Source organism: Cupriavidus sp. FW306-01-F10A (assembly GCF_058782785.1).
Genome location: NZ_JBYSYA010000029.1, coordinates 20367 through 47042, shown reverse-complemented (window position 1 = coordinate 47042; position 26676 = coordinate 20367). Strand labels below are relative to the sequence as shown.

General features: G+C 69.8%; 23 protein-coding genes. 14 read left to right on the top strand and 9 right to left on the bottom strand.

The genetic code is table 11. From position 1 onward, the window contains the following. Nucleotides 1-85: 85 nt before the first annotated feature. Entirely contained in the window at nt 86-2818 is a 2733-nt protein-coding gene (gene ligD / locus AC3WLF_RS27980) for a DNA ligase D (protein WP_492359088.1), read from the bottom strand. Nucleotides 2819-3073: 255 nt separating this feature from the next. Between ligD and AC3WLF_RS27975 the strand changes: the two genes are divergently transcribed. Both AC3WLF_RS27975 and AC3WLF_RS27970 read left to right on the top strand, forming a co-directional pair. Continuing rightward, nucleotides 3074-4081 (top strand): SDR family oxidoreductase, encoded by a 1008-nt coding sequence (locus AC3WLF_RS27975; protein WP_492350783.1) that lies wholly within the window; start codon nt 3074-3076, stop codon nt 4079-4081. 160 nt (nt 4082-4241) lie between these two features. After that, nucleotides 4242-6248: a hybrid sensor histidine kinase/response regulator gene (locus AC3WLF_RS27970; protein ID WP_492359087.1), complete on the top strand. Its 2007-nt coding sequence runs from the start codon at nt 4242-4244 to the stop codon at nt 6246-6248. Here the strand turns inward: AC3WLF_RS27970 and AC3WLF_RS27965 are convergent. After that, nucleotides 6233-7294, bottom strand: a complete 1062-nt coding sequence (locus AC3WLF_RS27965) for a sigma-54 interaction domain-containing protein (RefSeq protein ID WP_492318331.1) — start codon at nt 7292-7294, stop codon at nt 6233-6235. The genes AC3WLF_RS27970 and AC3WLF_RS27965 overlap by 16 nt on opposite strands. A 356-nt stretch (nt 7295-7650) precedes the next feature. Between AC3WLF_RS27965 and AC3WLF_RS27960 the strand changes: the two genes are divergently transcribed. From AC3WLF_RS27960 to AC3WLF_RS27930, 7 genes are all read left to right on the top strand, one after another. After that, nucleotides 7651-9051, top strand: a complete 1401-nt coding sequence (locus AC3WLF_RS27960) for a sigma-54-dependent transcriptional regulator (RefSeq protein WP_492318332.1) — start codon at nt 7651-7653, stop codon at nt 9049-9051. A 139-nt stretch (nt 9052-9190) separates the two neighbouring features. Further along, entirely contained in the window at nt 9191-9997 is an 807-nt protein-coding gene (locus tag AC3WLF_RS27955) for a sensor histidine kinase (protein WP_492318333.1), read from the top strand. 201 nt (nt 9998-10198) lie between these two features. After that, entirely contained in the window at nt 10199-10573 is a 375-nt protein-coding gene (locus AC3WLF_RS27950) for a hypothetical protein (RefSeq protein ID WP_492318334.1), read from the top strand. Between the two features lie 86 nt (nt 10574-10659). Then, nucleotides 10660-11133, top strand: a complete 474-nt coding sequence (locus AC3WLF_RS27945) for a PRC-barrel domain-containing protein (protein WP_010810663.1) — start codon at nt 10660-10662, stop codon at nt 11131-11133. 766 nt (nt 11134-11899) lie between these two features. Next, nucleotides 11900-12466 carry a low affinity iron permease family protein gene (locus AC3WLF_RS27940; RefSeq protein ID WP_492359086.1) on the top strand — a complete coding sequence of 189 codons (567 nt, stop codon included), beginning with the start codon at nt 11900-11902 and terminating at the stop codon, nt 12464-12466. Nucleotides 12467-12520: 54 nt separating this feature from the next. Next, nucleotides 12521-13714 carry a DUF3182 family protein gene (locus AC3WLF_RS27935; protein WP_492353433.1) on the top strand — a complete coding sequence of 398 codons (1194 nt, stop codon included), beginning with the start codon at nt 12521-12523 and terminating at the stop codon, nt 13712-13714. Continuing rightward, complete coding sequence (locus tag AC3WLF_RS27930; protein WP_492353434.1) at nt 13701-14567, top strand: alpha/beta hydrolase family protein; 867 nt, start codon at nt 13701-13703, stop codon at nt 14565-14567. Before AC3WLF_RS27935 ends, AC3WLF_RS27930 begins: the two co-directional genes overlap by 14 nt. 49 nt (nt 14568-14616) lie before the next feature. Here AC3WLF_RS27930 and AC3WLF_RS27925 read toward each other — a convergent pair whose 3' ends face one another. Both AC3WLF_RS27925 and AC3WLF_RS27920 read right to left on the bottom strand, forming a co-directional pair. Next, nucleotides 14617-15252, bottom strand: a complete 636-nt coding sequence (locus AC3WLF_RS27925) for a ParB-like protein (RefSeq protein WP_492359085.1) — start codon at nt 15250-15252, stop codon at nt 14617-14619. A gap of 7 nt (nt 15253-15259) precedes the next feature. After that, a complete protein-coding gene (locus AC3WLF_RS27920) occupies nt 15260-16327 on the bottom strand; it encodes a BON domain-containing protein (protein WP_492359084.1) in 1068 nt (355 codons plus the stop codon). A gap of 340 nt (nt 16328-16667) precedes the next feature. Between AC3WLF_RS27920 and AC3WLF_RS27915 the strand changes: the two genes are divergently transcribed. The 3 genes from AC3WLF_RS27915 (at nt 16668) to AC3WLF_RS27905 (ending at nt 18835) form a co-directional block, all read left to right on the top strand. Beyond that, entirely contained in the window at nt 16668-17525 is an 858-nt protein-coding gene (locus tag AC3WLF_RS27915) for an SDR family oxidoreductase (protein WP_058697358.1), read from the top strand. A gap of 172 nt (nt 17526-17697) precedes the next feature. Then, nucleotides 17698-18132: a hypothetical protein gene (locus AC3WLF_RS27910; RefSeq protein WP_492353438.1), complete on the top strand. Its 435-nt coding sequence runs from the start codon at nt 17698-17700 to the stop codon at nt 18130-18132. After that, nucleotides 18116-18835 carry a ParB-like protein gene (locus tag AC3WLF_RS27905; RefSeq protein ID WP_492359083.1) on the top strand — a complete coding sequence of 240 codons (720 nt, stop codon included), beginning with the start codon at nt 18116-18118 and terminating at the stop codon, nt 18833-18835. The genes AC3WLF_RS27910 and AC3WLF_RS27905 overlap by 17 nt, the downstream gene beginning before the upstream one ends. A gap of 91 nt (nt 18836-18926) precedes the next feature. Here the strand turns inward: AC3WLF_RS27905 and AC3WLF_RS27900 are convergent, their stop codons facing one another. The 4 genes from AC3WLF_RS27900 to AC3WLF_RS27885 all read right to left on the bottom strand — a co-directional run bounded on the left by AC3WLF_RS27900 (nt 18927) and on the right by AC3WLF_RS27885 (nt 22312). Beyond that, nucleotides 18927-19115 (bottom strand): DUF3008 family protein, encoded by a 189-nt coding sequence (locus AC3WLF_RS27900; RefSeq protein ID WP_010810654.1) that lies wholly within the window; start codon nt 19113-19115, stop codon nt 18927-18929. 159 nt (nt 19116-19274) lie between these two features. Next, entirely contained in the window at nt 19275-19433 is a 159-nt protein-coding gene (locus AC3WLF_RS27895; protein ID WP_010810653.1) for a DUF3309 family protein, read from the bottom strand. A 201-nt stretch (nt 19434-19634) separates the two neighbouring features. Then, nucleotides 19635-20291, bottom strand: coding sequence for a response regulator (locus AC3WLF_RS27890; RefSeq protein WP_114134071.1), 657 nt, complete (start codon nt 20289-20291; stop codon nt 19635-19637). After that, a complete protein-coding gene (locus AC3WLF_RS27885) occupies nt 20288-22312 on the bottom strand; it encodes a type IV pili methyl-accepting chemotaxis transducer N-terminal domain-containing protein (RefSeq protein WP_492359082.1) in 2025 nt (674 codons plus the stop codon). The genes AC3WLF_RS27890 and AC3WLF_RS27885 overlap by 4 nt, the downstream gene beginning before the upstream one ends. Nucleotides 22313-22677: 365 nt before the next feature. Between AC3WLF_RS27885 and AC3WLF_RS27880 the strand changes: the two genes are divergently transcribed. Continuing rightward, the gene (locus AC3WLF_RS27880) at nt 22678-24072 is read left to right on the top strand and encodes a hypothetical protein (RefSeq protein WP_492359081.1); all 1395 of its coding nucleotides are present in this window, start codon (nt 22678-22680) and stop codon (nt 24070-24072) included. Nucleotides 24073-24166: 94 nt separating this feature from the next. Here the strand turns inward: AC3WLF_RS27880 and AC3WLF_RS27875 are convergent, their stop codons facing one another. Further along, on the bottom strand, nt 24167-25336 hold the full coding sequence (locus AC3WLF_RS27875; RefSeq protein ID WP_492318344.1) for an NAD(P)H-dependent flavin oxidoreductase: 1170 nt from the start codon (nt 25334-25336) through the stop codon (nt 24167-24169). Between the two features lie 267 nt (nt 25337-25603). On the opposite strand from AC3WLF_RS27875, the gene ubiU reads away from it, so the two are divergent. Continuing rightward, on the top strand, nt 25604-26650 hold the full coding sequence (gene ubiU / locus AC3WLF_RS27870; protein ID WP_492318345.1) for a ubiquinone anaerobic biosynthesis protein UbiU: 1047 nt from the start codon (nt 25604-25606) through the stop codon (nt 26648-26650). Nucleotides 26651-26676: the final 26 nt, after the last annotated feature.

Genomic DNA, 26676 nt, shown 5'->3' with positions numbered 1-26676 from the left:
TGTGCCGGGCCGTGTGCCATGACCGGGATGCGGCAAGAAATGTGCCGCTTGGCTTCTGCTGCGGATTTCCGGCGGGAACGGGAGGCTATCGGGCGCGTGCCAGTCGCGCCGCGGCGCGCGTGATCGCCTGCCGGGTTTCGGCGTAGTCCGCCCATGGGTCGTCGGCCGCAACGGCGTCGAGCCTCGGGCCGGCATTGGCCACGGTCCACTGCGCGGCGCCTTGCAGGCTATCGAGTTCCTCCCACCACACCGGCATCGATACCCCCAGCCCCGGGCGTGCCCGCGCCGAGAATGCCGCCACCGTGGTGGCGCCTATGCCATTGCGCAGGTAATCGATGAAAATCTTGCCAACGCGGTTGCTTGGACCGCTCTTGGCCACGAAGCGCTGCGGCACGGTGGCGGCGACATGGCGCACCGCGTCATGCGCGAACGCCTTCACCTCGTCCCAGCCGGCACGCGGCGTGATCGGCACCACCACGTGCAGCCCCTTGCCGCCGCTGGTCTTCAGGAAGCTGGCGAGGCCGAGTTCATCGAGCAGCGCCTTCATCAGCGCGGCGGCTTCCTGCATTTGTGCCCAGGGCACGCCTTCGCCCGGGTCCAGGTCGAAGATGATGCGGTTGGGGCGGTCGATGCTGCGCTTGCTGGCGTTCCAGGTGTGGAACTCCACCACGTTGAGCTGTGCCGCGGCCACCAGGGCTTCGGCCGACGCGATTTCCAGCAGCGCGGGATGCCCCGGCCACAGGCCCGGATCGAGCACGTTGAGGCCGTCGACCCGCAGCGTGTCGCTATGCCGCTGGAAGAACTGCTCGCCGCCCACGCCCGACGGCGCGCGCACCATCGCGATCGGTCGCCCGCGCAGGTGCGGCAGGATCAGCGGCGCGGCGCGTTCGTAGTAGCGCACCAGGTCGCCCTTGGTCAGGCCGGATGCCGTGTCGATGACGCGCTCGGCATGGCTGATCGCGACCTTGCCGCCGGCGGCGGTGGTGCGCTTTGCCGCGGCCTTCGGCCGTGTGCCGGCATGCTTTGCCGTGGTTGCCGCGGGCTTGCCTTTGGCCGCCGGCGTTGCCGGCCGCTCCACCGACACCGCGCGCGCGGGCTTGTCGGTGCGCAGGCCGTGGAAGACGGAATGGCGCACGCGGCCCTCGCGGGTCCAGCTGCCGAACGAGACCTCGGCCACCAGCTTTGGCCGCACCCAGTGCCCTTTCACGCCTGCCGGCACGCTCTCAAAGGGCGCGGAATCGGCGCGCAACGCGTCCAGTTGCGTGCGCAGCGCGCCCAGCGTGCGTGTGTCGAAGCCGGTGCCGACATTGCCCGCGTAGCGCAGCCGCCCGCCGCTGTCGTGCACGCCAAGCAGCAGCGAGCCGATGCCGGCGCGGCTGCCTTTCGGGTCGGTGAAGCCCGCCACCACGAACTCCTGGCGCAAGGTGCATTTCAGCTTGATCCAGGTACTGGTGCGCGCGCTGACATAGGCGGCGTCGGCGCGCTTGCCGATCACGCCTTCAAGCTTCATGCGGCAGGCTGCCTCAAGCATGTCGGCAGGGCCGGCCTCGAAGTCCTCGCTGAACTGCAGGCGCGGCGAGGTGTTGTGCGCGAAGATCCGGCGCAGCAGGGCGCGCCGCTCCACCAGCGGCAGCTTGCGCAGGTCATGGCCGGCAAAGTAGGGCAGGTCGAACACGAAATACTGGATGCCCTCGACGCGCGCGGTATCGAAGGCATTCTGCAGCGCCTGGAAGTCGGTTGCGCCATGCTTGCCGAGCACCACGATCTCGCCATCGAGCCAGCCGTCGGGCAGGCCGAGTGTGCCGACGTCGCGCGCCAGCACACGCAGCTTGCTGGTCCAGTCGTTGCCCTGGCGCGTGAACAGGCGCACATCCTTGCCGTCGATGCGGGCCAGCAGCCGGTAGCCGTCGAACTTGATCTCGTAGCGCCACGCCTGCGCGTCGGACGGAGGCTGCTCCACCAGCGTGGCCAGCTGCGGCGCCAGCGCCAGCGGCAAGGCCGCGCGCGGCGCGCCGCGCGGCGGCTTCAGGGACTTCGCCGTGCCGTGTGCATCTGGTGCGGCTTCGTCAGGCGGCTGCGCGGACTTGGCGCGCTTTGCCGCGGGTTTGCGCTGCGTGCCGCCCAGCACGCTGTCCGGCAAGGCCTCGACCACATCGAACTCCGATGCCGGCACGGCGGTCTCGTCGCGCTCTTTGATCAGCAGCCAGGCGTCCTGCTCCTTCTGCCGGCTGCCGTGCATGCGCACCAGGGTCCAGTGACCGTGCAGCTTTTCACCGCGCAGCTCGAACTTCAGCTTGCCGGCGCGGTAGCCGGCCTCGGCATCGCCCACCGGCAACCAGGTGCCGCGGTCCCAGACGATGACCGTGCCGGCGCCATAGTGGCCGGCGGGGATCACGCCCTCGAAGCCGGCATAGTCCAGCGGGTGATCCTCGACATGGATGGCCATGCGCTTGTCGGCCGGGTCCAGGCTCGGGCCCTTGGGCACGGCCCAGCTTTTCAGGGCGCCGCCGAGTTCGAGGCGAAAGTCGTAGTGCAGCCGACGCGCCGCATGCTTCTGGATCACGAAGGACAGCTCGCCGGCGCGCTTGCGCGGTTTGCCGCGGGTGCGCGCGGCGCCGCTGGGCTCAGGCGTGGCGCCGAAGTCGCGCATGCGGCGGTATTTATCGAGCGCGGCGGGAGCGGCCTTGGCGGCTGGCGCGCCGCGTGCCGCCGGGGGGGCCGTGCTGGCGCGCTTGCCGCTGGGCTTGCCGGCGCCTTTTGCCGCGGCGCGGCGTTTGCCTGGATCCTTTGGCGCTGTCGGTCGCGTGGTCTTGGCCATGGCTGTCGCCGGTTAGGTGGGATGTATCCAGCTTAGGCAGCACATGCCGCCGCTGAAATCGGCGCCCGTCCTACAGCGCCCGGCGGCAGCCCCATGCGCGCGCCGCGCCATGTGGTTCTTACCGGGTGTTGTAAATCTGCGGCAGCCCGCCTGCCGCGGCGCCGCCAGCCAGGGCCGCCCCGGACAGGAACGCTCCTTGCGACTCCCCAGCGGCATGCCCGGCACCGTGCCGGGCCTCCCCGAGGAGAAGCGGCGATGAAACCAACCCTGAAGAACATTGGCTCGCAGGTCATCGTCCTGACCGGTGCCAGCAGCGGCGTGGGCCTGGTGACGGCGCGCAAGGCGGCGCAGCAGGGCGCGCGGCTGGTGCTGGTGGCGCGCAGCGAGGGCTCGCTGCACCAGCTGGCCGAAGAGCTGCGCGAGCATGGCAATGAAGTCATCACCGTGGTGGCCGATGTCGGCAAGCATGAAGAGGTTGGCAAGGTGGCGCAGGCTGCGATCGAGCGCTTCGGTGGCTTCGATACCTGGATCAACAACGCCGGCGTGACTATCTTCGGCCGCCATTGCGACGTGCCGCTGGAAGACCAGCGGCGGCTGTTCGATACCAACTACTGGGGCACCGTGCATGGCTCGCTGGCGGCGGCCGCGCACCTGCGCGAGCACGGCGGCGCCATCATCAACATGGGCAGCGAGGCGGCGGACGGCCCGCTGCCGCTGCAAAGCGCCTACGCGGCCTCGCAGCACGCGATCAAGGGTTTTACCGATTCGCTGCGGCTGGAACTGGAGCAGGAGCAGGCGCCGGTCAGCGTGACGCTGATCAAGCCTGCCGGACTGGAAACGCCGCTGGCGATGCACGCCAAGAACTTCCTCGATGTCGAGCCGCGCATGCCGCCGCCGCTGTATGACCCGGCGCTGGCGGCCGACGCGATCCTGTTTGCCGCCGCGAACCCGCGCCGCGAGCTTTTCGTTGGTGCGGCCGCCAAGGCGTTCTCGGCCGCGGCGTACCACGCGCCGCACACCTTCGACCGCTTCATGCGCCGCTTCATGGGCCGCGCGCAACAGACGGCCCACCCCGCGGGCCCGCTCGAGGACAACGCGCTGTATGGCAGCGGCAGCGGCCTGCAGGAACGCAGCGGCAGCCACCACGCGCTGCACTCCTGTCCCTACACCACCACGGCGCGGCACCCGATGCTGGCCACTGCGCTGGTGGTGGGCGCCTCCGCCGCGGTTGCCGCGGTGTACCAGTTGCGGCACAGGCGCTAGTGTCCGGTGCCGCGCACATGGGTGGCGCATGCGCCGAGAACACCTATCATTGACTCGAATGCCCGCATTTGCGGGCATTCGGCCCTCCGCAGCGCGGCGGCGCCAGGCCGCGCGCGCACGGGGCCTGCTGACTTCACCCCATCACACAGAAGGTGTGCACATGTCCGAGCCGCATGCGGCAAAAGGCGTCCGTACGTCACCCGTCGGCGATCCGGACGGCACCCTGGCGGACGATGCCGGCCTCCTGCTGGCGGCACAGTACCGGCGCCTGCTCGACGCGGTGGAAGACTGCGCCGTGTTCGAGACCGATGCGCACGGGTGCATTGCGATGTGGCCGGATGCCGCGCGGCGCGTGTTCGGCTACAGCGCCGAGGAAATCACCGGTTGTCACCTTTCCTGCCTGCATCGTCCTGACGATGTCGCTGCCGGCCTGCCGCAGCAATGGCTGCAGGCGGCCGCACTCGGAGGCAGCGCGCGCGACCAGGGCTGGCGCGTGCGGCGCGACGGCAGCCTGCTGCAGGCGTCCTGCCTCATGCGGGCCATTGGTGCTGCCGACGGGCCGGACGTGGCGGCCAGGCATGGCGATGCCTCGTCCGTGGAGTCCGCGGCAGGCCAGGCCGCCGGCTTTATCGTGTCGTGCCGCGACATTACCGTGCAGCAGGCCGCATCCGAGCATGCCCGGCTGGCCGATACCCGGATGCGGCTGCTGGCCGAAAACCTGCCCGGCACCGCGGTGTGCGAACTTGACCTGGACGGCACCATCCGCAGCTGGAACGTCGGCGCGCAGGCGCTGGCCGGCTACGTCGAGGCCGAAGCCGTCGGCCAGCCGCTGGCACTGCTCTATTCCCGCCAGGATGCCGCCGCGGGGCGCGACGGCGCGGCGCTGGAAGCCGCGCGCGCCTGCGGCCAGTGGGCCGGCGAAGAGCGCGTGGCACGCAAGGACGGCTCGGTGGTGCGTTGCCATACGCGCATGGTGCTGGTGCGCGACGCCGCCGGCTGCCCGACCAGCCTGCTGTGGACCGTGCGCGACCTGAGCGATGCGCTGCGGCTGGAAATGCTGGAGGCCGGCAGCCGCCGGCTGCAATCGTTCCTGGCCATCCTGGCGCATGAACTGCGCAATCCGCTGGCGGCGGTGCGCAACGCGGTCGAAGTGATCGAGCTGACCCCGGATGCCGACACGCGCGTGCGCCGCTGCGCCGGGATCATCGACCGCCAGCTGCACCAGCTGGAGCGGCTGGTGAACGACCTGCTCGACGTAGGCCGCGTGACCGCCGGCAAGCTGAAGATGGAGCTGACGCCCACCTCGTACAACGACGTGGTAACCACCAGCATCGAGGCAATCCGCCCGGTGCTGGAAGCCGCCGGCCAGCGGCTCGTGTTGGCGCTCCCGGCAAGCTCGCCCTATGTGCGCGCCGACGCCGCGCGGCTGGGGCAGGTGCTGCTGAACCTGCTCAGCAATGCGGTCAAGTACACCCCGCGCGGCGGTACCGTCAGCGTGCATGTGAGCGTGGAGTCAGCGCGCGTGATCACCGCCGTGTCGGATACTGGCCGGGGTCTCGCGCCGGCGGCGCTGGACCGCATCTTCAACCTGTTCGCGCAGGAGGCCGACGCCGGCAGCCGCAGCGGCCTGGGCATCGGGCTGGCACTGGCCAAGGCCGTGGTGGAAGCGCACGGCGGCGCGATCCAGGCCGACAGCGGTGGCGCGGGCACGGGCAGCACCTTCACCGTGATCCTGCCGCGCGTCAGCGCGCGCCGGCGCGAGGCCGGCACGCAGCCGCCGGGGCCGGTGCCGCGGCGCCGCGTGCTGGTGGTGGATGACAATGCCGATTCGGCCGACAGCATGGCCGAGCTGCTGGGCCTGCTCGGCCATGAGGCGCGCGCGGCCCATGGCGGCCAGCAGGCACTGGACCTGGTTGCCGAATTCCGCCCGGATTGCGTGCTGCTCGACCTGGAAATGCCCGACATGTCGGGCTTTGAAGTCCTGCCGGCATTGCGCCAGGCGTGCGCCCCGCACGCGGTGCAGTTCCTGGCGCTGACCGGGCGCTGCACTGCCGAAGACCAGCGGCGCAGCGAACTGGCCGGCTTCCATGCCTACCTGACCAAGCCGCTGGCGATCGAGGCCCTGTCGCGCGCGCTGGCTGCGCCGCGGCCTTACAAGGAGCGGTAGGCGTCCAGCCGGTTGTACAGCGTCTTCAGGCTGATGCCGAGCGCGCGCGCGGCCTGGCGCTTGTCGCCGTCAAAGCGCGCCAGCGTGGCCATGATGATTTCGCGCTGGGTGTCGGCCAGCGTGGTGCCGACGCGCACGCTGACCACGCCGTCCACTGTGGTGGGCCGCGGCGGCTGCGTGGCCAGGTTGGGGTTGCCGATCTCCACGACCTTGTCGGCCAGGATAAAGGCGCGGTAGACGGCGTTCTTCAGCTCGCGCACATTGCCCGGCCAGTCATAGCGCACCAGCCGCTCCAGCGAGGCGGCCGAGAAGGCCTTGTCGGTGCGCTCCATGGCGTTGTACTCGGCCAGGAAGTGGCGTGCCAGCGGCACGATATCGTCGGGCCGCTCGCGCAGCGGCGGGATATGCAGCGGGAACACGGCCAGCCGGTACAGCAGGTCTTCGCGCAACTGGCCGGCACGTGCTGCCTCGACCGGGTCGCGGTTGGTGGCTGCCAGGATGCGCACGTCGGTGGCGATGGGCGTGTCGCCGCCGACGCGGTGGAAGGTGCGGCCTTCCAGCACCCGCAACAACTTGATCTGCATATCGAGCGGCATTTCAGTGACTTCGTCGAGAAACAGCGTGCCCCCATGGGCCTGCTCGAAGTAGCCTGCCTTCTGCTCGATCGCGCCGGTAAAGCCGCCTTTCTCGTGTCCGAACAGTTCTGACTCGATCAACGTGGGCTGGATTGCGCCGCAGTTGACCGCAATGAAGGGACCCTTGCGGCGCGCGCTGCGCTCATGCACCGCGCGCGCCACCACTTCCTTGCCGGAGCCGCTTTCGCCTACCGCAAGCATGGTGACATCGGTGGGCGCCACGCGCTCGATCTGGGCCAGCAGGCGTTGCATGGCGGGCGACGCGCTTTCCCACAGCAGCGAGACCTGCGAGGGTATGGCACGGCGCGGCGCTGGCTCGCGCGCCGGCTCGGATGTGCTGGCGGCGTGGCTGGCGGGCTGGCCAGAGAGAGCGGCGTTGGTGCGCCGCGATGTGCTGGCGGTCACGGGCACAATGAAGGCCTCGGTCGGGGGCGGGCTTGTCGTGAGAAGTTCCTATGCTAGCCTTTGGCGCAGGGGCTTGCCATAGGTGTCTGAGCCCGCGCGGAAACATCCGACAGCTGTGTCAGACGGACACCGGCAACGACCGTGCCTGCCCGCGCTTAGACTGGCATTACGCAGTGGACTTGTGCAACCGACTGACAATGTCGCAGTCGAAACCCGTGCCGCCCCTGTGCCTGTCGCGCCACGCCTTGCATGGAGCGTGGCGGCAGGCGTGCCCGAGCCCGGCAGCATGACCGCCGTGGCCCGCGAACGGAGGCGCCAGCGGATTTCGCCCAAGTTTCCAATAGGTCTCACTGACGGATCGTATGCCCCACATCCTGATTGTCGATGACGACGAAAACGCATGTGCCGCGCTAGCCGAGATCGTGGCCATGGAAGGCTTCAGCTCCGCCACGGCGGGCACCCTGCGCGAGGCACGGCTGCAGATCGGCTGGCGCATGCCGGAGGCGATTGTGGCGGACCTGCGCCTGCCGGACGGCAACGGCATGGAGCTGTTCGACGAGGTTGGCGCCTCGGGCGTCGAAGTGATCCTCACGACCGGCTATGCCAGCGTGGAAAGCGCGGTCGAAGCGCTGCGCGCCGGTGCCACCGATTACCTGGTCAAGCCCATCAACGTGGCGCGGCTGCAGACCGTGCTCAGGCGCCTGGCCACCACCGGCGAGTTGCGCGCCGAGATCCATTCGCTGCGCGGTGAGTTGCGCCGCTACGGTCGTTTCGGCCGGCTGATGGGCAGTTCCGAAGTGATGCAGGTGGTCTACGACCAGCTTGCGCGCGTGGCCCCGACTGAAGCCACGGTACTGCTGATCGGCGAAAGCGGCACCGGCAAGGAACTGGCCGCGCAGACCGTGCACGAGCTCTCGTCGCGGCGGCGCCAGCCGTTCCTGGCGGTCAACTGCGGCGCGATCTCGCCCACGCTGATCGAAAGCGAGATGTTCGGCCACGAGCGCGGCAGCTTTACCGGCGCGGACCGCCAGCACAAGGGCTATTTCGAGCGCGCCGACGGCGGCACCCTGTTCCTGGACGAGATCACCGAGATGCCCGCCGAGCTGCAGGTCAAGCTGCTGCGCGTGCTGGAGACCGGCACCTTCATGCGCGTGGGCACCAACCGCGAATGCCATGCCGATGTGCGCGTGCTGGCCGCCACCAACCGCAACCCTGAAGATGCGGTGGCCGACGGCAAGCTGCGCGCGGACCTGTTCCACCGGCTGAACGTGTTCCCGGTAGAACTGCCGCCGCTGCGCGCGCGCGGCGACGACGTGATCCAGATCGCCAACCTGATGCTGGACCAGCTCAATGCCGAGCAGGGCACCCGGCGCCGCTTCGCGCCCAATGTGCTGGACAGCCTGCGCCTGCACGCCTGGCCCGGCAATGTGCGCGAGCTGCGCAACTTCGTGCAGCGCGCCTTCATCATGTCCGACGACGACCTCATCACCGAAGTGCAGGTGCCGCTGCAGGTCGCGGCCACGCAGGCGCCGGGCGCGGCGGTGGTGTCGGTGCCGGTGGGCATGTCCCTGGCCGATGCCGACCGGCAGCTGATCTTCGCCACGCTGGAGCAATGCGCGGGGGTGAAGAAGCACGCGGCCGAGATCCTCGGCATCAGCCTGAAGACTTTGTACAACCGGCTGGAAGATTATGCCGCCCGCGGCGAATTGCCCGAGTGGCTACGCGCCTCGCGCAACGACACCGGTTCGTCGGCTACCGGCTGACGGCGTGAGGCAGCGCCTGCGTTTGCGGGGATCGGCCCGTGCCAGTGGGCCGCAGCGCCCTGTGCAGCACGTTTCTTGCTTCCTCCAACGCATCCAACCCGGCCAATCCGGCCGGGGACGTGCCAATGCCGAGCCGCACATGACGCAGCAACCCCCGCAATCCGCGATGCCGGACGCTCCGCTTTCTTCGCCGGCCGGCGCCGTGCGCAGCGTGCAAGAGGTGAGCGCGCTGATCGAGCAATCGGCGCATGACCTGCGTTCGTCGCTGAACGCCATCCAGAGCTGGGCCTACGTGCTGGACCGTGCTTTCGATGCCACGCCGGCGCCCGCGCAGCGCGCGCTGGACGGGATTCGCTCCGGCATGCAGCAGCAGCTGGCGCTGATCGAGGAGATGGAAGAGGCCGTGCGGCTGCTGGCCGACGAGAGCGCACCGCGCTGGCAGCGCCTGGACCTGCTGGCGCTCACGGCCCAGGCCATTGCCGACCGGCGTACCACTGCCGAAGCCCGTGGCGTGCTGCTGTCGCCGGTCGCCACCGACGGTGCCGCCGACTCGTCCGAATCGGCCTATCTGATCGATGGCGACGCCGAGCGGCTGGCCCCGCTGCTGCGGCACCTGCTGGTGCATTGCATCTGGCGCGCGCCGGCCGGCGGCACGGTCGCCGTGCAGGTGTTGAGCGAGCCGGATCACGTAAAGCTGCGCATCACCGAGAGCCCGCCGCTGGACCAGCAGCGCAGCGCCAGCCGGCTGGCCGCGCTGACCGATTTCTTCGGGCGCCGGGCGGCGCCGGACGGCGCGACCCCGGCCCGGCAGAGCAGCGCGCTGCTGCTGACGCGCCGCATGGTCGAAATGCACGGGGCGGCGCTGAGCGCGGAAAGCGATGGCTGCGATAACGACCGGATCAGGGTCTGCATCGCCGTCAGGTTCCCGCGCCACATGAGCGCCTGACGCGGCGCCGCGCATCCATGTAGTTTTTACCGGCCTGTCGCGTGCGCTACGCGTAGCGCTTGCCGGCCGGCCGTGGTTGCACTTGCCATACCTGCGGCGTCACGGCAGCGCCCGCACCGCTCCCCCGCCACGCTCCTGTCTTTTCCCGTTTCTGGCCCGCGCCTTGCATGGATGAATGACCCAACCAAGGAGGGTACAACCATGCCCAAAGCCAGCCGCAAATCCGACAAGGCCGCGCAGGTTGCTCACAAGCCGTCCGGCGCGAAATCCGACAAGTCCCGGGCTGCCCGCATGAGCGGGCCATCCGCGGGCAAGGCCCGCGCAGGCAGCAAGGCCGCCGCAGGCGACAAGCAACGGGGCAAGGAAGCCAAGACCTACCAGGCCGCCGTGGACGACTCGCTGGAGATGACGTTCCCGGCCAGCGACCCGATCTCGCCGAGCGCAGCCATGCACGCCGAGAAGAAGACGCAGACCGCGCGCGACGATGTCGACTGGAAGCTCAAACGGGGCAGTGAAGAGCAGCCCGTGGGCGCCAAGCCGGCAGGCCAGCGCAAGGGGTCGGCCAGCAAGCGCTGAAGCGCATTTCCGCAACCCTGAGTCCAGGTGCCGCGGCGGGACCCTACCCAGGGCCCCGCGCCGCGGCCCGCCAAACGGAGATAGCCATGACCCGAGTTCAACCTGAACCCCCTGAAGAACGGCCGCCGCACGGCGCATCCATCGTCGGCGGCATCGACCGCGATTCCCCGGGCCCTGGCCCATTCGTGATGGCAGCCGACACGCTCGAGGGCAACAAGGTGGTTGACCCCGCCGGCGACGATATCGGCACCATCGACCACATCATGATCGACGTGCTGGGCGGGCGCGTGGCCTACGCAGTGCTGGCCATGGGCGGCTTCCTTGGCATTGGTGAAAAACTCTTCGCCTTGCCGTGGTCGGCGCTGACGCTCGATACGCGGCGCAAGTGTTTTGTGCTTGGTGTTGAAAGGGATCGGCTCAAGGCCGCGCCGGGGTTTGACAAGGACCACTGGCCCAGCATGGCGGATTCGCAGTGGGCTACCAGCATTCACCAGTATTACGGGATTTCGCCTTATTGGGAGGCGGATCGGTATGACCCTTGGGATGAGAGGAGGAGGTGATGGGGAGTTTGGGGTGATGGCACTTAGCCTTGACGGCATACGGTCGCATGTCGTTCTTGGCGGGCGTGGCTGTTTCGCCGGCGTAGCCGGCGAGTCACTTTTTGTCCGAGCGACAAAAAGTAACCAAAAAACGCGTCGCCTGTGCGGCTGGCAATCAATTTCACGGTGTTGGTGGTTCGCACGGTGGTGCTTGCCGTTAGGCGTGGGTGCCCGTTCGACCCTGCTACGCCATGTGAGTGTGTGCCAGTGCCTGCGTTAACCCACTATTGAACGATCCCCATGCAGGGCGTAGGCCGCCTGCTGCCAGCCGAATCGCGAGAACGCCTACGGCTGCTACGCAGGCTCAAAATGCGCTGACGGTCATTGGGCGCTTGCGCGGAGCGCAGCCGAAGGCGTTAATGCGATATCGCTTGAGAGCGCGGGCCACCGCCCGACTTGGGGATCGTTCAAAAGCCGGTTATCGCAGGCACTGGCACACACTCACATGGCTTAGCAGGGTCGAACCGCGACCACATCCAAACGGCAAGCACCGCCGCCCATATGACCGACGCCGTGTAATTTAGCCGCATAGGCGACGCGCTCTTTGCCTACTTTCTGTCGCTCGGACAGAAAGTAGGTCGCCGGCTGCGCCGGCGAAACAGCCACGCCCGCCAAGGACGATAAGCGACCGGATACCGTCAAGCCAATAAAGCCTCGCCCGCCAAGCGCCATAAACCAACCAAATGACGCCAATCACAAACAGCCACCCTCTGTGGGAGCGCCAACAATGAACAATTCCAGCCCAATCCCGCCAGGCATTGACCATCGATCCGGGTCCGGCAAGCATGGCGTGCTGCATGCCTTTGACCGCTTCGCCGGCGCCGCCACGCGCCAGGCCGGATCGCCCGTCGCATTCGTGCTGGCCGTCGGCGTGGTGGCCGCGTGGGCCATCACCGGCCCATTGTTTTCCTATTCCGAGACCTGGCAACTGGTCATCAACACCGGCACCACCATCGTCACCTTCCTGATGGTGTTCCTGATCCAGCAGAGCCAGAACAAGGACGCGGTCGCGGTCCACCTGAAGCTCAATGAACTGCTCGCCTCGCACCGCGAAGCCAGCAATATGCTGGTGTCGATCGAAGACCTGGACGAGGAAGAGCTGCGCCAGCTGGTGACCTTCTATCGCCACCTGGCCGAGCTGGCTGACAAGGAAGACGGTATCAAGTCGAGCCATTCGCTGGACGAGGCGCGCGAGAACCACGCCGCCAAGCGGCAGGCGCGCGCAGCGCGCGGGCGCCGGCTGGCCGGCAGCGATGCCGGGAGCCGCTCACCCACCGTAGCGCCCAGCTCTTAGCCCATGCGGCCCCTCCCATCCCATCGAGCGACAGCCACCAGCAAGGAGCCGCCCGTGTCCGAACCGAGCAAGGCAACGCATCGAAAGCGCGCCGCCCCGGGCAACCCGCCGGCGCGCGGGCGTGCGGTGATGGTCTACGGTTGCGAGACCCTGGGCAAGGCCGACAGCCACCATGGCACGACCCTTGCCAATATTGCCCGCAAGGTCGCCGACATTGCGGGTCTGACCTTCGCAGGCGCCTACGCCGCTCCTGATGCGGGGCTGCCTGTGCCGTACCTGGTGCCCGCGCAGACGCTGGTGGGGCGCAAGCTGGCCCAGGACCTCGGCGTGCGGGACGCGGGCGACCTGTTTGGCGGGGTGGTGCCTTACGCCTTCGTGGCCACCAAGGCGATCACGCACGGCCTGGTGGCGCCCGGCGCGGCAGCGCCGCGGGGCTGGTCCGAGGACTTTGTGCGACGCGTGGTGGGCGCCACCCTGCCGGGCTTCACCGCCTTCACGCTCGGCGACGCGCGGATCGCGGCAATGCGCCTGCTGGCGCTGGGGCCGGTACGGCTGAAAGAACCGTACGGCGTCGGCGGGCTGGGCCAGCGCGTGGTCCACGACGAACGCTCGCTGGACGAGGCACTTGCCGCGATGGCGCCCGACGTGGTGGAAGCCCATGGCCTGGTGGCGGAGCGCGACCTGGATGCGCCGCAGACCTACAGCGTGGGGCAGGTGGAACTGGCGGGCCTGCGGGCCAGCTATTGCGGCACGCAAGGGCTCACTGCCAACAACCACGGGCAGAAGGTCTATGGCGGCTCGACGCTGACAATGGTGCGCGGCGGCCTCGAGGCGCTGCTGCAGCACCCGTTCGACGCCCGCACGCTGGCCGCGGTGCGGGCCGCGATGGTGTACCACGAAGCCGCGCTCGCGTGCTATGGCGATGCCGGGAGCATGGTGCTGTCGCGCTGCAACTACGACGTCGCCTTCGGCTCGCCCGCGGGCAGCGCCGGCCACGGGCAAGTGCTTGGGGGCGTGCTGGAACAGTCCTGGCGGGTGGGCGGCGCGACCGGCGCCGAACTGGCGGCGCTGGCCGCGCTGCGCGAGGATCCGCGCCGCGCCCGCGCGGTGGCTGCCACGCGCGAGGTCTATGGCAAGGGCGTGCGCGTGCCGGACGACGCCGAGATCTACTTCCAGGGAGAGGACCGGCACGCCGGTCCGTTGACTAAATACGCACGACTGGAGCCTGAATCCGATGGCAACGCATGAAGACCTGCTGCAGATAGAAAGCGAAGGCGGCACCATTGCCGGCACCCTGATCAGCCCGCAAACCAGGCTGCCGGGCGTGCTGTTTGTCCACGGCTGGGGCGGCAGCCAGCAGCAGTACCTGGCCCGCGCGCGCAAGGTGGCGGGGCTGGGCTGCGTCTGCCTGACCTTCGACCTGACCGGGCACGCCGGCACCCAGGCGCAATACGAGACCGTCAGCCGCATGCGCAACCTGGCCGACGTGGTGGCCGCCTACGATGTGCTGGTGCGCCAGCCCGAAGTGGACCGCAACGCCATCGCGGTGGTGGGCAGCAGCTACGGCGGCTACCTGGCTGCGCTGCTGAGCACGCTGCGCCAGGTGCGCTGGATGGCGTTCCGCGCGCCGGCGCTGTACATGGACTCGGGCTGGGAACTGCCCAAGCGCCAGCTGCATCGCGAACAGGACCTGGTGGCCTACCGGCGCAGCGTGGTGCCGCCCGAGAGCAACCGCGCTCTGCGCGCTTGCGCGGAATTTGCCGGCGACGTGCTGGTGATCGAATCCGAGCACGACCAGGTGGTGCCGCACGCCGCGGTGATGAGCTACGTGGATGCCTGCGTGCATGCCAACTCCATGACCTACCGCGTGATCAAGGGTGCCGACCACGGCCTGACGGAAGAGGAAAGCCAGCGCGGCTACAGCAGCCTGCTGGTCAACTGGCTGCGCGAGATGATCACCGTCGCGCGCGCCGGCCCGGTCAGCGCCGAGCGCGCCGAGCCGCCCGCGGAGCGGCCCGCGCCGCAGGCGGCCACCGACGAGCTTGGCATGCCGCAGGCCGAGTCCGCCAGTGCGCCGGCGGCGGTATCCGGCGCGCAATAGCGTGGCTTGCGCCATGTCGATGGCAGCAGGCCAGGACAACTGAACCGGCTCAGCACCCCAGTGGGCCGATGTAGCCGGGCAGGCCGCGCGCGCCCGCGGCGTGGGCCAGCCGGAACGCCTGCGCCAGCGCGATGGCAAAGTGATGCGGGGTGTCGAACGGGCCCGCCACGTGGCGGCGGAAATAGTCGGCCCAGCGGAAATCCATATAGGCGGTCTTGACCTTGCGATAGCCGCCGGCCAGCTGCACGAAGGCCTCGAGGCTGCGATAGGGGTCGTCGCGCATGTCGTGGATGCCGGCAGGCAGTTCCGTCAGCGGACGGCGGCGCCCGTGCTCGTCGTATGGGTGGACCATGTGCTCAGCCACCATGTGGCGCCAGAACGCCGGCAGGTTCATGTCGCTCAGGTCGGCGCGCACTACGCCCGGCACATGGGTGAGCCCGAGATCGTGCCAGGCGCGCACCCAGTGATGGTGGTCGACCACGTACAGGGCCTGTTCCGGACCGATCACCAGGTGTACGCGGTGCCGGTCCAGGAACGCGGCGCGGTCCTCCGGCGGCACGCGCCGGGTGACATGGACCTTCTGCGCGACATGGTAGCCGCCTACCGTGATCTGGGTGGGACGCAGGGCATCCAGCGGCACCATCAGCTTGCTGCCCGGGCACAGCTTGCGAGGCTGGCGGCGCATGGGCGCATCAACTCTTGTTCAGCGTGCGCTCGGGCGAGATCCCCGAAGTATCGGTGCCGGCCGCATCGTCGCCGCCGACCTCGGAGCCCGCCGCCCACGCGGCGCCTGGCTGGCGCTGCACGCGCAGGTGATTGTTCACCTCAGTGACGCCGAACACGGCATCGGCAATGTCCTCGATCACGTACTTCTCGCGGCGCTCGCGCACGGTGCCGTCCAGCGTCACCACGCCGTTGGCCACTTCCACGCTGACGTCGTGGACATCGACATAGGGGTTCATCGCCAGACGTTCGCACACATCCTCGCGCACGCGCTCATCGGCGCGGCGGTAGCCCTTGGGGCCGACCGGACGGCGCCCGGCGCGCTGGCCGCCTGGCGCTCCCGCTTGCGCCGTATAGGACGCGTGGCGCCGATAGCCCGGATCATCCGGGTACACACGCTGGCCGCCACTGTACGACTGGCCACCGCTGCCGGCATCGCCAAAATAGCCGCCGCCATAGCTCGGCTGCCCGGCGCGCTGCGCGCGGTCGCGTTCCATGCCTTCGCGCCAGTGCATGGCGCGGCCACCGCGTTCACCCCATTCTTCTTCACCACCGTGCCAGCCGCGGCCAGGCTGGCGCGGGTCATCCTCATCGCTGAGTTCGCTGCGGCGTCCGCGCGGGCCGAAGCGGTCTTCATCGCGGTAGCCATAGCCCGATTCGCGTTCTTCGCTGCGATAGCCGCTGTCCTGCGGGGCCGGCCGGTAGCCACCGTAGCCGCTGCTGTACGGATGGCCGGTGCCGCCCGTGTCGGCAGCGCCATAGCCCTGTTCGCCCCAACTGCCGCGGCGCTGGCCGGCAGGCGTGTCCTGCTGGTACCACGGGCCGCCATGGCGCTCGGACTCGCGTTCGCGGCCCGGAGGCGCGGATTGGCCGCTGCTGTCGCCGCGCCAGTCCTCGCCCCATTCCTGTCCCCAGTCCTCCGAGCCGCTGCCCCGGCCCTGGTCGCGCGTCCGTTGCGCCGGGCCGCGCTCGCGGCGCTGCGTTTCGCTGCCGCTGCGGGGGCCGCTGCGGCTGCGCTCGTTGCGGAAGTTGAACATGGTTGCCTCCTGGCTGTGGGGCCCGGGCGTCTTCCGCCGCACTGCCTGGTGCGGCGGGCCCGTGCGGCAACTGCCGCAGGCGCGCCGGGCCGGTGACGTTCATGCCTGCAATGGCCGCAATATCCGTGCCCCGACGCGTGCGCGGGGCCAGGCGGGCTGGCCGCCCGGGGCGCTGTAAGGATTGCCGGGCAATGTAAGGGTTACGGGCGGCGTGTCAGCCCGGGCCACGCCGCGGCCGCGACGCGGCTGCCGCGGCGTGGCCCGGGCTCGCCGTTTGCGGCATGGAATTTGCGCGGCACCTGCAAGGGCCGCGATGCGGCCGCGCAGACAGGAGCCAGCCATGTCCACACCGACCAGCATCCCGCCCCAGCACCAGTCGCGCCAACCTGGCCTGGAGTCCGCCATGCGGCCGCAGCCGGACAGCGGCGCCGACGACTATGTCGGCAGCGGCCGGCTGCGCGGGCGCGCGGCGCTGATCACCGGCGGCGACAGCGGCATCGGCCGGGCCATTGCGGTGGCCTTTGCGCGTGAAGGCGCCGATGTCGCCATCGCCTATCTCGATGAGCATGCCGATGCGCGCGAGACCGTCGAGCTGGTGGAGGGGGCGGGCCGCAAATGCCTGGCGATCGCCGGCGACCTCGCTGACCGCGCGCATGCCGAGGCCGTGGCGCGACAGGCGTTGCAGCAGTACGGCAAGCTCGACATCCTGGTCAACAACGCCGCCGAGCAACACCCCAAGGCCTCGCTGGAAGAGGTCGACGCCAGCCAGGTGGAGGCCACCTTCCGCACCAATGTGTTTGCGATGTTCCACCTGACGCGCGCGGTGCTGCCGCACCTGAAGTCGGGCGCGTCAATACTGAACACCACTTCGGTGACCGCGTACCGCGGCAGCAAGCACCTGCTGGATTATTCCGCCACCAAGGGTGCGATCGTGTCTTTCACGCGTTCCCTGGCGCTGCAGGTGGTCGAGCGCGGCATCCGTGTCAACGGCGTTGCGCCGGGCCCGATCTGGACACCGCTGATCCCGTCGACCTTCACCGCGGAGGAAGTGGCCGAATTTGGCAAGAAGACGCCGATGGGGCGCCCGGGACAACCGTTCGAGGTGGCGGCGGGCTTTGTTTTCCTGGCGTCCGACGCGGCCAGCTATATCACCGGGCAGATCCTGCACATCAACGGCGGCGAGGTCGTCAACGGCTGAGGCGCCAGGGCGGGGCATGTAGTTCCGGGGCCGCCTTTGCAAATATTGCACGCCGGCGTGCGCGCCATGCAGGCCGTGCGCGCGGCGTGCCGCACAGCAGGCGCAGGCGTGGCTCTTGCAATGTGGATGAGAGCAGTCATGACCATCGCCACCATCATTGGAGTCAGTCATCATGTCATCGATCGTAGCCGGACGTTTCGATTCGATTGCCAGCGCCGAAGACGTGGCACGTACCCTGTTCTCGCGCGGCTTCTCCGTGTGGGACGTATCCATCATGTCGGTGGGGCCGGACAGTACGCCGGAAAGCGGCGCGGTGGACCGCGTCATGCTGGCGGCATGCGTCAACAACGGCCTCGATTCCGTTGCCGTGGACGTGCTGCGTGAAGCCGGGGCGAGCGCGCTGGAATGCGCGCAAGGCAACTGGGAATGCGGCCAGTGGACGGATTTCAATCCCGCCCGCCACGGCGAGCCCATACGCGGCGGCGAGGGTGAGTACTGGCCACGCCCGCTCGCACGCGAGGCGGTTGCCGAAGAGAGCACCGGCAACGAAGACCCGGGCAGCGAGCTTGAGCACTTCGTCGACCAGAAGCGTGCCGAGAACGACTGAGCGCCGCGCCGCCGCGGCCGGCAGCGCTGAACCAGGCACGCCGCGCAGCGCGCGAGGCAACGCCGTTGCCGAACTGGCTCGCCTGCGCCCGACCCAGCTGACGCTGGGTTATGCCCACGTCAGCTACAAGATGGATGTCACGCAGCGCCACGCGAACCCGGAGGACCACGCGGCGCTGCGGCGCTTCATGCGCCGCCATCGCGTCAAGACCGTGGCCGGGCCGGGCGGCAGCCTCTATATCATCGATCACCATCACTGGGCGCGGGCGTGGCTGGATCTCGGCTACGAGCAGGCACCCGTGCGCGTGCTGCATGACTTCAGCCGCCTGAGCCCGTCGGCGTTCTGGAAACGGATGCGCCGTCTCGGCCATGTCCATCCCTATGACGAGCACGGCGAGCTGCTGGGCCCGAAGGCGCTGCCGCCCACTGTGCGGGGCATGCGCGACGATCCCTATCGCAGCCTGGCTGCCTTTGCGCGCGAGGCCGGGGCCTGCCGCAAGCCTGGCAGCGCTGCCGGCGATTTCTCCTGGGCCGCCTTCCTGCGCGAGCGGGTGGAACAGGACCTGGGCAGCGTTGCGGGATTCGGGCTGGCGCTGGCGGAGTCGATCCGGCTGGCGCGCAGCGCCCGCGCAAGACGTTTGCCCGGCTATTGCGGCGGGCCGGTGAGGGGGAGGGTCGGGGGAAAGAAGGGCGGTGCCAGATAGGCAGGCAGCCTGGCAGACCGCTTGGTTGCTCTCCTCTCCCGCAGGTGGGAGAGGGGAGCAACCCGACAGCATCGCTGACGCTGGTCCCGGATCAACTGTCTGACTTGTGCTTCGGCATGCCCTTGGTCTTGGTCGAAGCCATCTTGTCGAGTTCCTTTTCGCTCATCGATTTATACATCGAGCGGGAAGGTCCCTTGAGCGATCCGGCCTTCTTTTCGCCGCGCTTTGCGGAGAGCGCCGCTCCCGCGGCCTGCTGTTGCGCCTTGGATTTGGCTGGCATCTGGGTCTCCTTGCAAATGGGGGAAGGAACCGGGCGATGCGGTGGCACACGCCCGCGCTTCGTTATAGGGCGCCGGCGCGGCAGCGACAAGGGTAGCCCCGCGCTGGCGCCGCTGCGTGCGCCAGCCGGCGTGCGTTGCCCGCAGGCTGGCCAGGAACGCTAGATCCGGCCAAGCACCACGAGCAGCACCACGATCAGGACGATCAGGCCCAGGCCGCCGCTAGGCCAGTAGCCCCAGCCGGAACTGTAGGGCCAGGCCGGCAGTGCGCCGATCAGCAGCAGGATCAGGATGATCAGGAGAATGGTGCCGATTCCCATGGCGTGCTCCTTGTTGTGGATCTGGCAAGCCGGGCTTCCGGACCGGGGTGGCCTCGGAGAGCCAACTGCTTACAGTTCAGCCTAGATCAGGGGGCGCCGGCGTCCCCCCGGACTAGGGCTGAAATCGCTGTAGGAATCGGACGACGTTGGGGTGTCGGGCGTGCAACATGCAGGGCTGTCGTGGCGGACACTGCGCCGCGTTCAGCACGCTGCGTTCAGCCCGTGCTCGACGGCATAGACGGCCACCTGCACGCGGCTGGCCAGGTTCAGCTTCTTCAGGATGTTCTGCACGTGGATCTTCACCGTGCTTTCCGCCACGCCCAGGTCGCGCGCGATCTCCTTGTTGCTTTCGCCGCGCGCCAGGCCCTGCACGATCTCGCGCTCGCGCGCGGTCAGCCGCGGCGCTTCGTCCTGGCGCGCCGCGGCCACCGGTGCCGGAGCGCGGAACTGGGCCACCAGCTTGGCGGTCATGCTGTCGGAGATGACCGGTTCGCCGGCCGCGGCACGGCGGATGCCGGCGATCAGCGCCTCGGTCTCGATATTCTTGATCAGGTAGCCGCGCGCGCCGCCGCGCAGCGCGGCGGCCAGTTCCTCGGCTTCCTCGGACACGGTCAGCACGATCACGGCGGTCTGCGGCAGGTCTTCCACCAGCAGCTGCAGGGCTTCCAGGCCGGACAGGCCGGGCATGTTCAGGTCCAGCAGGATCACGTCGGGACGGTGCTGCTTGGCGCGCTTGATGCCTTCCACGCCGTCGGCGGCTTCGTCGACGATCTCGAAGTCGGCCTGCCGCTGCAGCAGCGCACGGATGCCCGAGCGGAACAGGGTGTGGTCGTCGATCAGCAGGATGCGGATGGTCATGGCTGGGTCTCGGTGGTCGTGGGGGCGGGGCGGGTGTCGGCGAACTCGAGGGCGCCGGAAGAGCGGCCGGCGGGCAGCACCAGTTCGATGCGCACGCCGTGGCCGGGGCGGGCCTGCACGTGCAGCTGCGCCCCCAGCCGCGCCGCGCGCTCGCGCATGATGTTCAGGCCGATATGCGCTTCGGCGCGCGTGGCGATTTGCTCCGGATCGAAGCCCTCGCCGTCGTCCTGCACCACCAGCCGGAAATCGCGGCCGTGGCTGAGCGCCACCGCCACGTGCTCCGCCATGGCGTGCTTGCGCACATTGGAGAGCGCCTCCTGCAGGATGAACAGCACCTGCAGCTGCTGCTCCGGCGCCAGCGGCCAGGCGCCGCCGCTCTCGTCAATGGCGAGCGTGGCCTCGGTGCGGCACTGGCGCCGGAAGCGGCCCACGGTCTCTTCCACCGCCGGTCGCAGCTCGCCGGTGCCGAGCCGCGAGCGGAAGTTGTTCAGCAGTTCGCGCACATCCTGGTAGCTCTCTTCCACGCCGTGGCGCAGCATCGGCACGATCTCGCGGGTCTCGGCCAGGTCGTCGCGCTCGACCGCGGCGTCGAGCAGCTGCACCTGCAGGTTCAGGTAGTTCAGGCCCTGGGCAATGCTGTCGTGCAGGCCCTGCGCCACCAGGTTGCGCTCTTCCACCACCGCCAGCTGGCGCGCGGTCGCGGACAGGCGCAGGTGTTCCAGCGCGGTGCCAAGGTGCTGGCCCAGTGTTTCCAGCATCTGGCGGTCTGACGGGGGCAGCGCGCGTGGCGTGCGGAAGTGCAGCGCGAACACGCCCGTGGCGCCGCGCTGGCTTTCGATGCGGAAGGCCGCCAGCGACTGGAAGCCGTTGCGGCTGCAGGGCGTGACATCCCCGGCGGCGCCCTGGCGCTGCGCCGCGCGCAGGTCGACGATGGCGACCACGGCCTCGCGCGTGGCGTCGCCGCAATGGCAGGCGTTGGCCGCCGCGCAGGATTCGGATTCGGCCAGCGCCGCCGGCAGGCCGGCGGCTGCCAGCAGGTGCATCCTGCCGTGGCGGCTGTCCAGCACGCGCACGCTGCCGCCATCGGCATCGAACTGGCGCATCACGCGTTCCAGGAAGCCGCGCGCCATGGCCTCGGCATCGGCGGCCTGGTTCAGGAAGGCGGCCATGTCGTAGAGCGTCTCCAGGTCGCGGTTCTGGCGTTCCAGCTCGGCGGTCTTCTGCGCCACGCGCGTCTCCAGGTCGTGGTACAGCCCCTGCAGTTCGCCGGCCATGCGGTTGAAGCCTTCGCTGAGGGTGCCGAACTCGTCGCGGCTTTCCACCGGCAGGCGCAGCGAGAACTCGCGCGCGGCCATGCGCCGCAGGCCGTCCTGCAGCCGCAGCACCGGCAGGATGATCCACAGGTAGAGCAGGTAGATCACGGCCACGGTGCCGACGCAGGCCATTGCCGCCAGCGCGATCTGCGACAAGCGCAGCCAGTCGGTCTTGCGCGCGCTGTCATGCTCGATCATGCCGACCAGGCGATCGGCCTGCGCGACGAAGCCGGGCAGTGCGGCGATATAGCGTGCCGGGACGGCGGCGTCGCCCGTTCCGGCTACCGCCAGCGGGCGCAGCCGTTGTTGCCAGCCCTGCGTGACGCGGGTCATCTGGGCATGGATGGCGGGTTCGTCCGGCAGGAACAGCGGGCGCGCCGCGTCGCCTTTCCTGAGCAGGGCCAGCGTGGCGTCCAGCGCCTGCACCTGCTCGGCCAGTGCATTGTCCTGGCCTGCCTGTGCCAGCGTCAGTTCGATCGCCACGCGGTTGGCGCGCATGCGCAGGCTGCCGGCGTCATTGATGGCGGCCCCCGCGCCTTCCAGCTTCCATGACAGCCACAGCGTGCCGGCAATCATGCCCAGCACCACCAGCAGCACGGCCAGCGAGAGCGAGATGATGCGGGTGGAGAGGCGGTCGCGCAGCGCCGGCAGGCCGGCAGCGCGGGAGTCCGCCGCGGCGCTGGCGGCTGGAGGATCGGTTCGGAACATGGCGGTATCGGGGGCTACCAGTCGGGGGAAGCCGGGTGGTGGCCCGGCGGCCGGCGCGTGCATGGCTGCGCGCTGGCATCGAGGGCAATTTTCCCTGCGCAGCACGCGGGGCTTCCTGCGCAAGATCAAGAAAACCCGGCTTCGGCGTCTGGCATGTGCGGCCGGCGGCGCATCGGCTTGTCAATTGCGGGGAATGCCGCCCACACACCAGGCCTGTCACGTCGTGACATATCGCTCCCACCGCATGGCGCGGGGATACATCGTCGGACTTGGCTGCGGTCAAATCCCCACCACCTGGCCTGGCGTAGTGTCCTGTTCCGCAGAACAGGACACGAGCATCCGGTCAACATGGATGGGAGAAGCGCTTGAAGGCAGCCAGTTTCGACTACGAACGCGCCCCGCGCCTGGCAGCGGTGTTCGGCTGCCTGATGCCGGCGCCGTGGCTTGGCGCCGCGGCCGGGGTATTGCTTGCTGCCGGTCCCCCCGGCGGCTTGCCGGACCGCTTTGCGCCACTGGCGCTGGTGGCGGTCCATGTGCTGGCGCTGGGCATGCTGCTGCCGGTCATGGTGGGCGCGCTGTTCCAGATGATGCCGGTGGTGGCCGGCGTGGCCGTGCCGGGTGCGGGGCTGCTTGCGCCGTTCATGGCCGCGGCCGGCGCGGGCGTGGCCACCGCCCTGGCCATCGGCCTGCTCGGCGGCGAACCTGTGGCGATGCAGGCGGCGGCGGCCGTGGCGGTGATCCTGTTGCTGGCCGGCGCCATTCTGCTGGCTGCGGGCCGGCGCGTGGCCGCAGTGGATGCCACCACGCGCACCCTTGCCGGCATCGGCGCGCCGCTGATGGTCGCGGTGCTGTGCGGCATGGTGCTGGCCGGCGCCTTCGGCGGCTGGTGGCGCGTGCCGGTGGCGCGCTGGCTCGGCCTGCATATGGCGTGGGCGCTGGGCGGCTGGCTGGCCGCGCTGGTGACCGGCGTGGCCACCACTGTGCTGCCGATGTTCTGGCAGACGCCGCGCCTGCCGGCGGCGATCGGGCGCTGGCTGCCCATGGCGCACTGGTTGCCGCTGGCGCTGTTCAGCGCCGCGGCAATGCTGTGGCCGGATCACCGGGCACTGGCGCATGGCGTGCTGCTCGTGTGGCTGGCGTTCGTGGCGGTGGTGGGCGCATGCGGGCTGGCCGGCACGCTGTGCGCGCGGCGGCGCCATGATCCGCTGTGGCTGCTCTGGCCGGTGGCATGCGCCAGCATGGCAGGCGCAGCGCTGCTGGGGGCCGCGGCCGTGGTGCTGCCCGCCACCGGGCTGCCGCTGGCATGGTGGGCCGGCACCATGGCGCTGGTCGGCGTGGGCGTGCTGCCGGTCACGGCCATGCTCGGCAAGATCGTGCCGTTCCTGGCCTGGCTGCACCTGCGCCGGCTGCTGCCGCCGCGCGCGCGGGTGCCGGCCATGCAGGCCATCATCGTGCCGGGCCGGCAACGGCGGCAGGCATGGCTGCTGCTGGCTGCCTACGTCCTGCTGCTGGCGGTGCCGCTGGCGCCGGCGCCGCTGGCCCGCGCTGGCGGCGTGCTGCTGGCGGGGGCCAATGCGTGGCTGGGGTGGCAACTGCTGGGAGCGTTGCGATGCATGCGGGAGATGAGGAAGCGCGGCGGATTACCGCCGCGCATTGCTGACAAGGTTCCCATGCCGCCGGTTTGCTCCCCTCTCCCGCCTGCGGGAGAGGGGCCGGGGGAGAGAGCAGGCGCCGGCATACCGACGCGCCTCACTTCGTAGACACTCCGGCCTTCTCCCCCACCCCTCTCCCGCAAGCGGGCGAGGGGAGCCTTGTTCGCGCGGCGTTGGCTACGGCACGCACAACAGGCATGCGTCAGGCTGGTGTCGGGGCTTGGGTCAGCCCCGCAGGCTTTTCCCCCGTCAACAGGTAATGCATCAGCTCCGCCACCGGCCGGATCGCCTCGCCGAAGGGCAACGCACCCCGGCCGCGGAAGAACAGGCCGCGCTCCACGTCGCCGCGCACGGCCTGCGCCAGCTTCAGGTCGATGCAGAACTGGCCGATGCGGGCAATGCCGTCGCGCAGCCCGCACGCCTGCAGGCAGTCGAAGCCTTCCAGGCACTCACGCGGCTTGGCGCGGCGCTGCAACCGCGACTCGCTCGACAGGTAGCGCGACAGCCACGGCGTCAGCACCGCGCGCGCGGGCAGCCCGGCCACGCTGGTGAACTCGCGCAGGGTCTCGGGCCGCGCCGTGGCCAGCACCTGCTTGAAGGCCGGGTGGGCATCGCATTCCTCGGTCACGGCGAAGGCCGTGCCCAGCTGCACCGCGGCGGCGCCCTCGCCCAGCCAGTGGCGCACCTTGGCATGGCTGTCGATGCCGCCGGCCAGGATCAGCGGAATGCTGTCCCAGGCCAGCCCGAGCTGCGCAAACAGCTCGCGGCATTCGGCCAGCACGCGCGAAAACGAGAAGCGCGGCTCTGACAGGTCCTGGATGGTGGCCGCGCCCAGGTGGCCGCCGGCATGCGCCGGATGCTCGACCACGATGGCATCGGGCAGGCGGCCCTTCTTCATCCAGCGGCGCAGCACCAGGCCGATGCCGCGCGCCTCGGACAGGATCGGGATCAGCGCCACCCTGGGGTGGCTGGCGGTCAGCTCGGGCAGGTCCAGCGGCAGGCCGGCGCCCATGACGATGGCATCGGCGCCGCTTTCACAGGATTGCCGCACCAGCGCGGCGTGCGAGCCCACCGCCTTCATCACGTTGACGGCGATCAGCCCGCGGCCCTCGGATGCCGTGCGCGCGGCACGGATCTCGCGATCCAGCGCTTCGAGGTTGGCGGCTTCGATGGCGGGCTTGTCACGGCTGCCGCGGGTGCGTTCCATCAGGTCGGGGTGGTGGTGGCGCAGGTCGATGCTGGCGATGGTGCCGACGCCGTTCTCGCGCGCGACGGCGCCGGCCAGCCGGTGGGCCGAGATGCCGATGCCCATGCCGCCCTGCACGATGGGCAGCAGGCGGCGGCCGGCCAGCTTGAGCCAGGGTTGATTCATAAAATCTCCGGAAGAGGATGGGCGCGGGGCCGGCGTGCGGCCAGCCGCGTGGATGACCGGGCAAGCGTGGCACAGCGGCACGGGCCGGCGTTTGCCGCAGGTCAAGCGCGCGGTGGTGGCCTGCCATCGGCCTACGCCAACCGGCATAGGCCAACGCGGGCGGTGTGCCGTTGGCGTGGGTTTGCGCGCGGTCAAGCCCCTGCTGCAAGCGCTTGGCTAGCATCGGCCGCTGTCTTCATCTTCGCGCCGCCGCCGGCGCCATCACCGATGACCCCTGCCTCCCCAGCCCCATCCACCGCGGCGAACGTGCCGCGCCGGCCCCAGCTCGTTGCGCCCGCCGGTTCGCTGGCGGCCCTGCGCATGGCGCTGCAGCACGGCGCCGACGCGGTCTACCTGGGCCTGCGTGATGCCACCAACGCGCGCAACTTCGGCGGCCTGAACTTTACCGAGGCCGACATCCGCACCGGCGTGGCCGAAGCCCACGCGCGCGGCGCCGAGGTGCTGTTCGCGATCAACACCTTTGCCCAGATGGGCGCGGTGGCCCAATGGCAGCGCGCGGTCGATGCGGCGGCGGACCTTGGCGCCGACGCGGTCATCATGGCCGACGCCGGCCTGATGGGCTATGCCTGCGAGCGCCATCCGGGGTTGCGGCTGCACCTGTCGGTGCAGGGTTCGGCCACGCATGCCGACGCCATCGAGCTGATGCGCGAGCGCTTCCATATCCGCCGCGTGGTGCTGCCGCGCGTGCTGTCGCTGGCGCAGATCGGCAAGCTGGCGCGCCAGACCAGCGTGGAGCTGGAGGTGTTCGGCTTCGGCAGCCTGTGCGTGATGGCCGAGGGGCGCTGCCTGCTGTCCTCCTACGCCACCGGCGACTCGCCCAACAACAAGGGCGTCTGCTCGCCCGCGCACGCGGTGCGCTGGACCGAGCAGGACGGGACCATGCAGGCGCGGCTGTCGGGCATCCTGATCGACAGCTATGCGCCGGGCGAGCCGGCCGGCTATCCCACGCTGTGCAAGGGCCGCTTCGAGGTGGAGGGCGAGCGCGGCTACGTGCTGGAAGAGCCCACCAGCCTCAATGCGCTGTCGCTGCTGCCGGCGCTGATCGACATGGGCATCGCTGCCATCAAAATCGAAGGCCGGCAGCGCAGCCCGCGCTATGTGGGCGATGTGGTCGGCGTGCTGCGCGCGGCCATCGACGCGGCCTGCGCCGATCCGGCGCGCTTCGTGCCGCGGCAAGAGTGGCAGAGCACGCTGGGGCGCCATGCCGAAGGCGACCAGGTCACGCAAGGCGCCTACGACCGGCCGTGGCGGTGACACCCATGACATCGATCTGCCTTGAA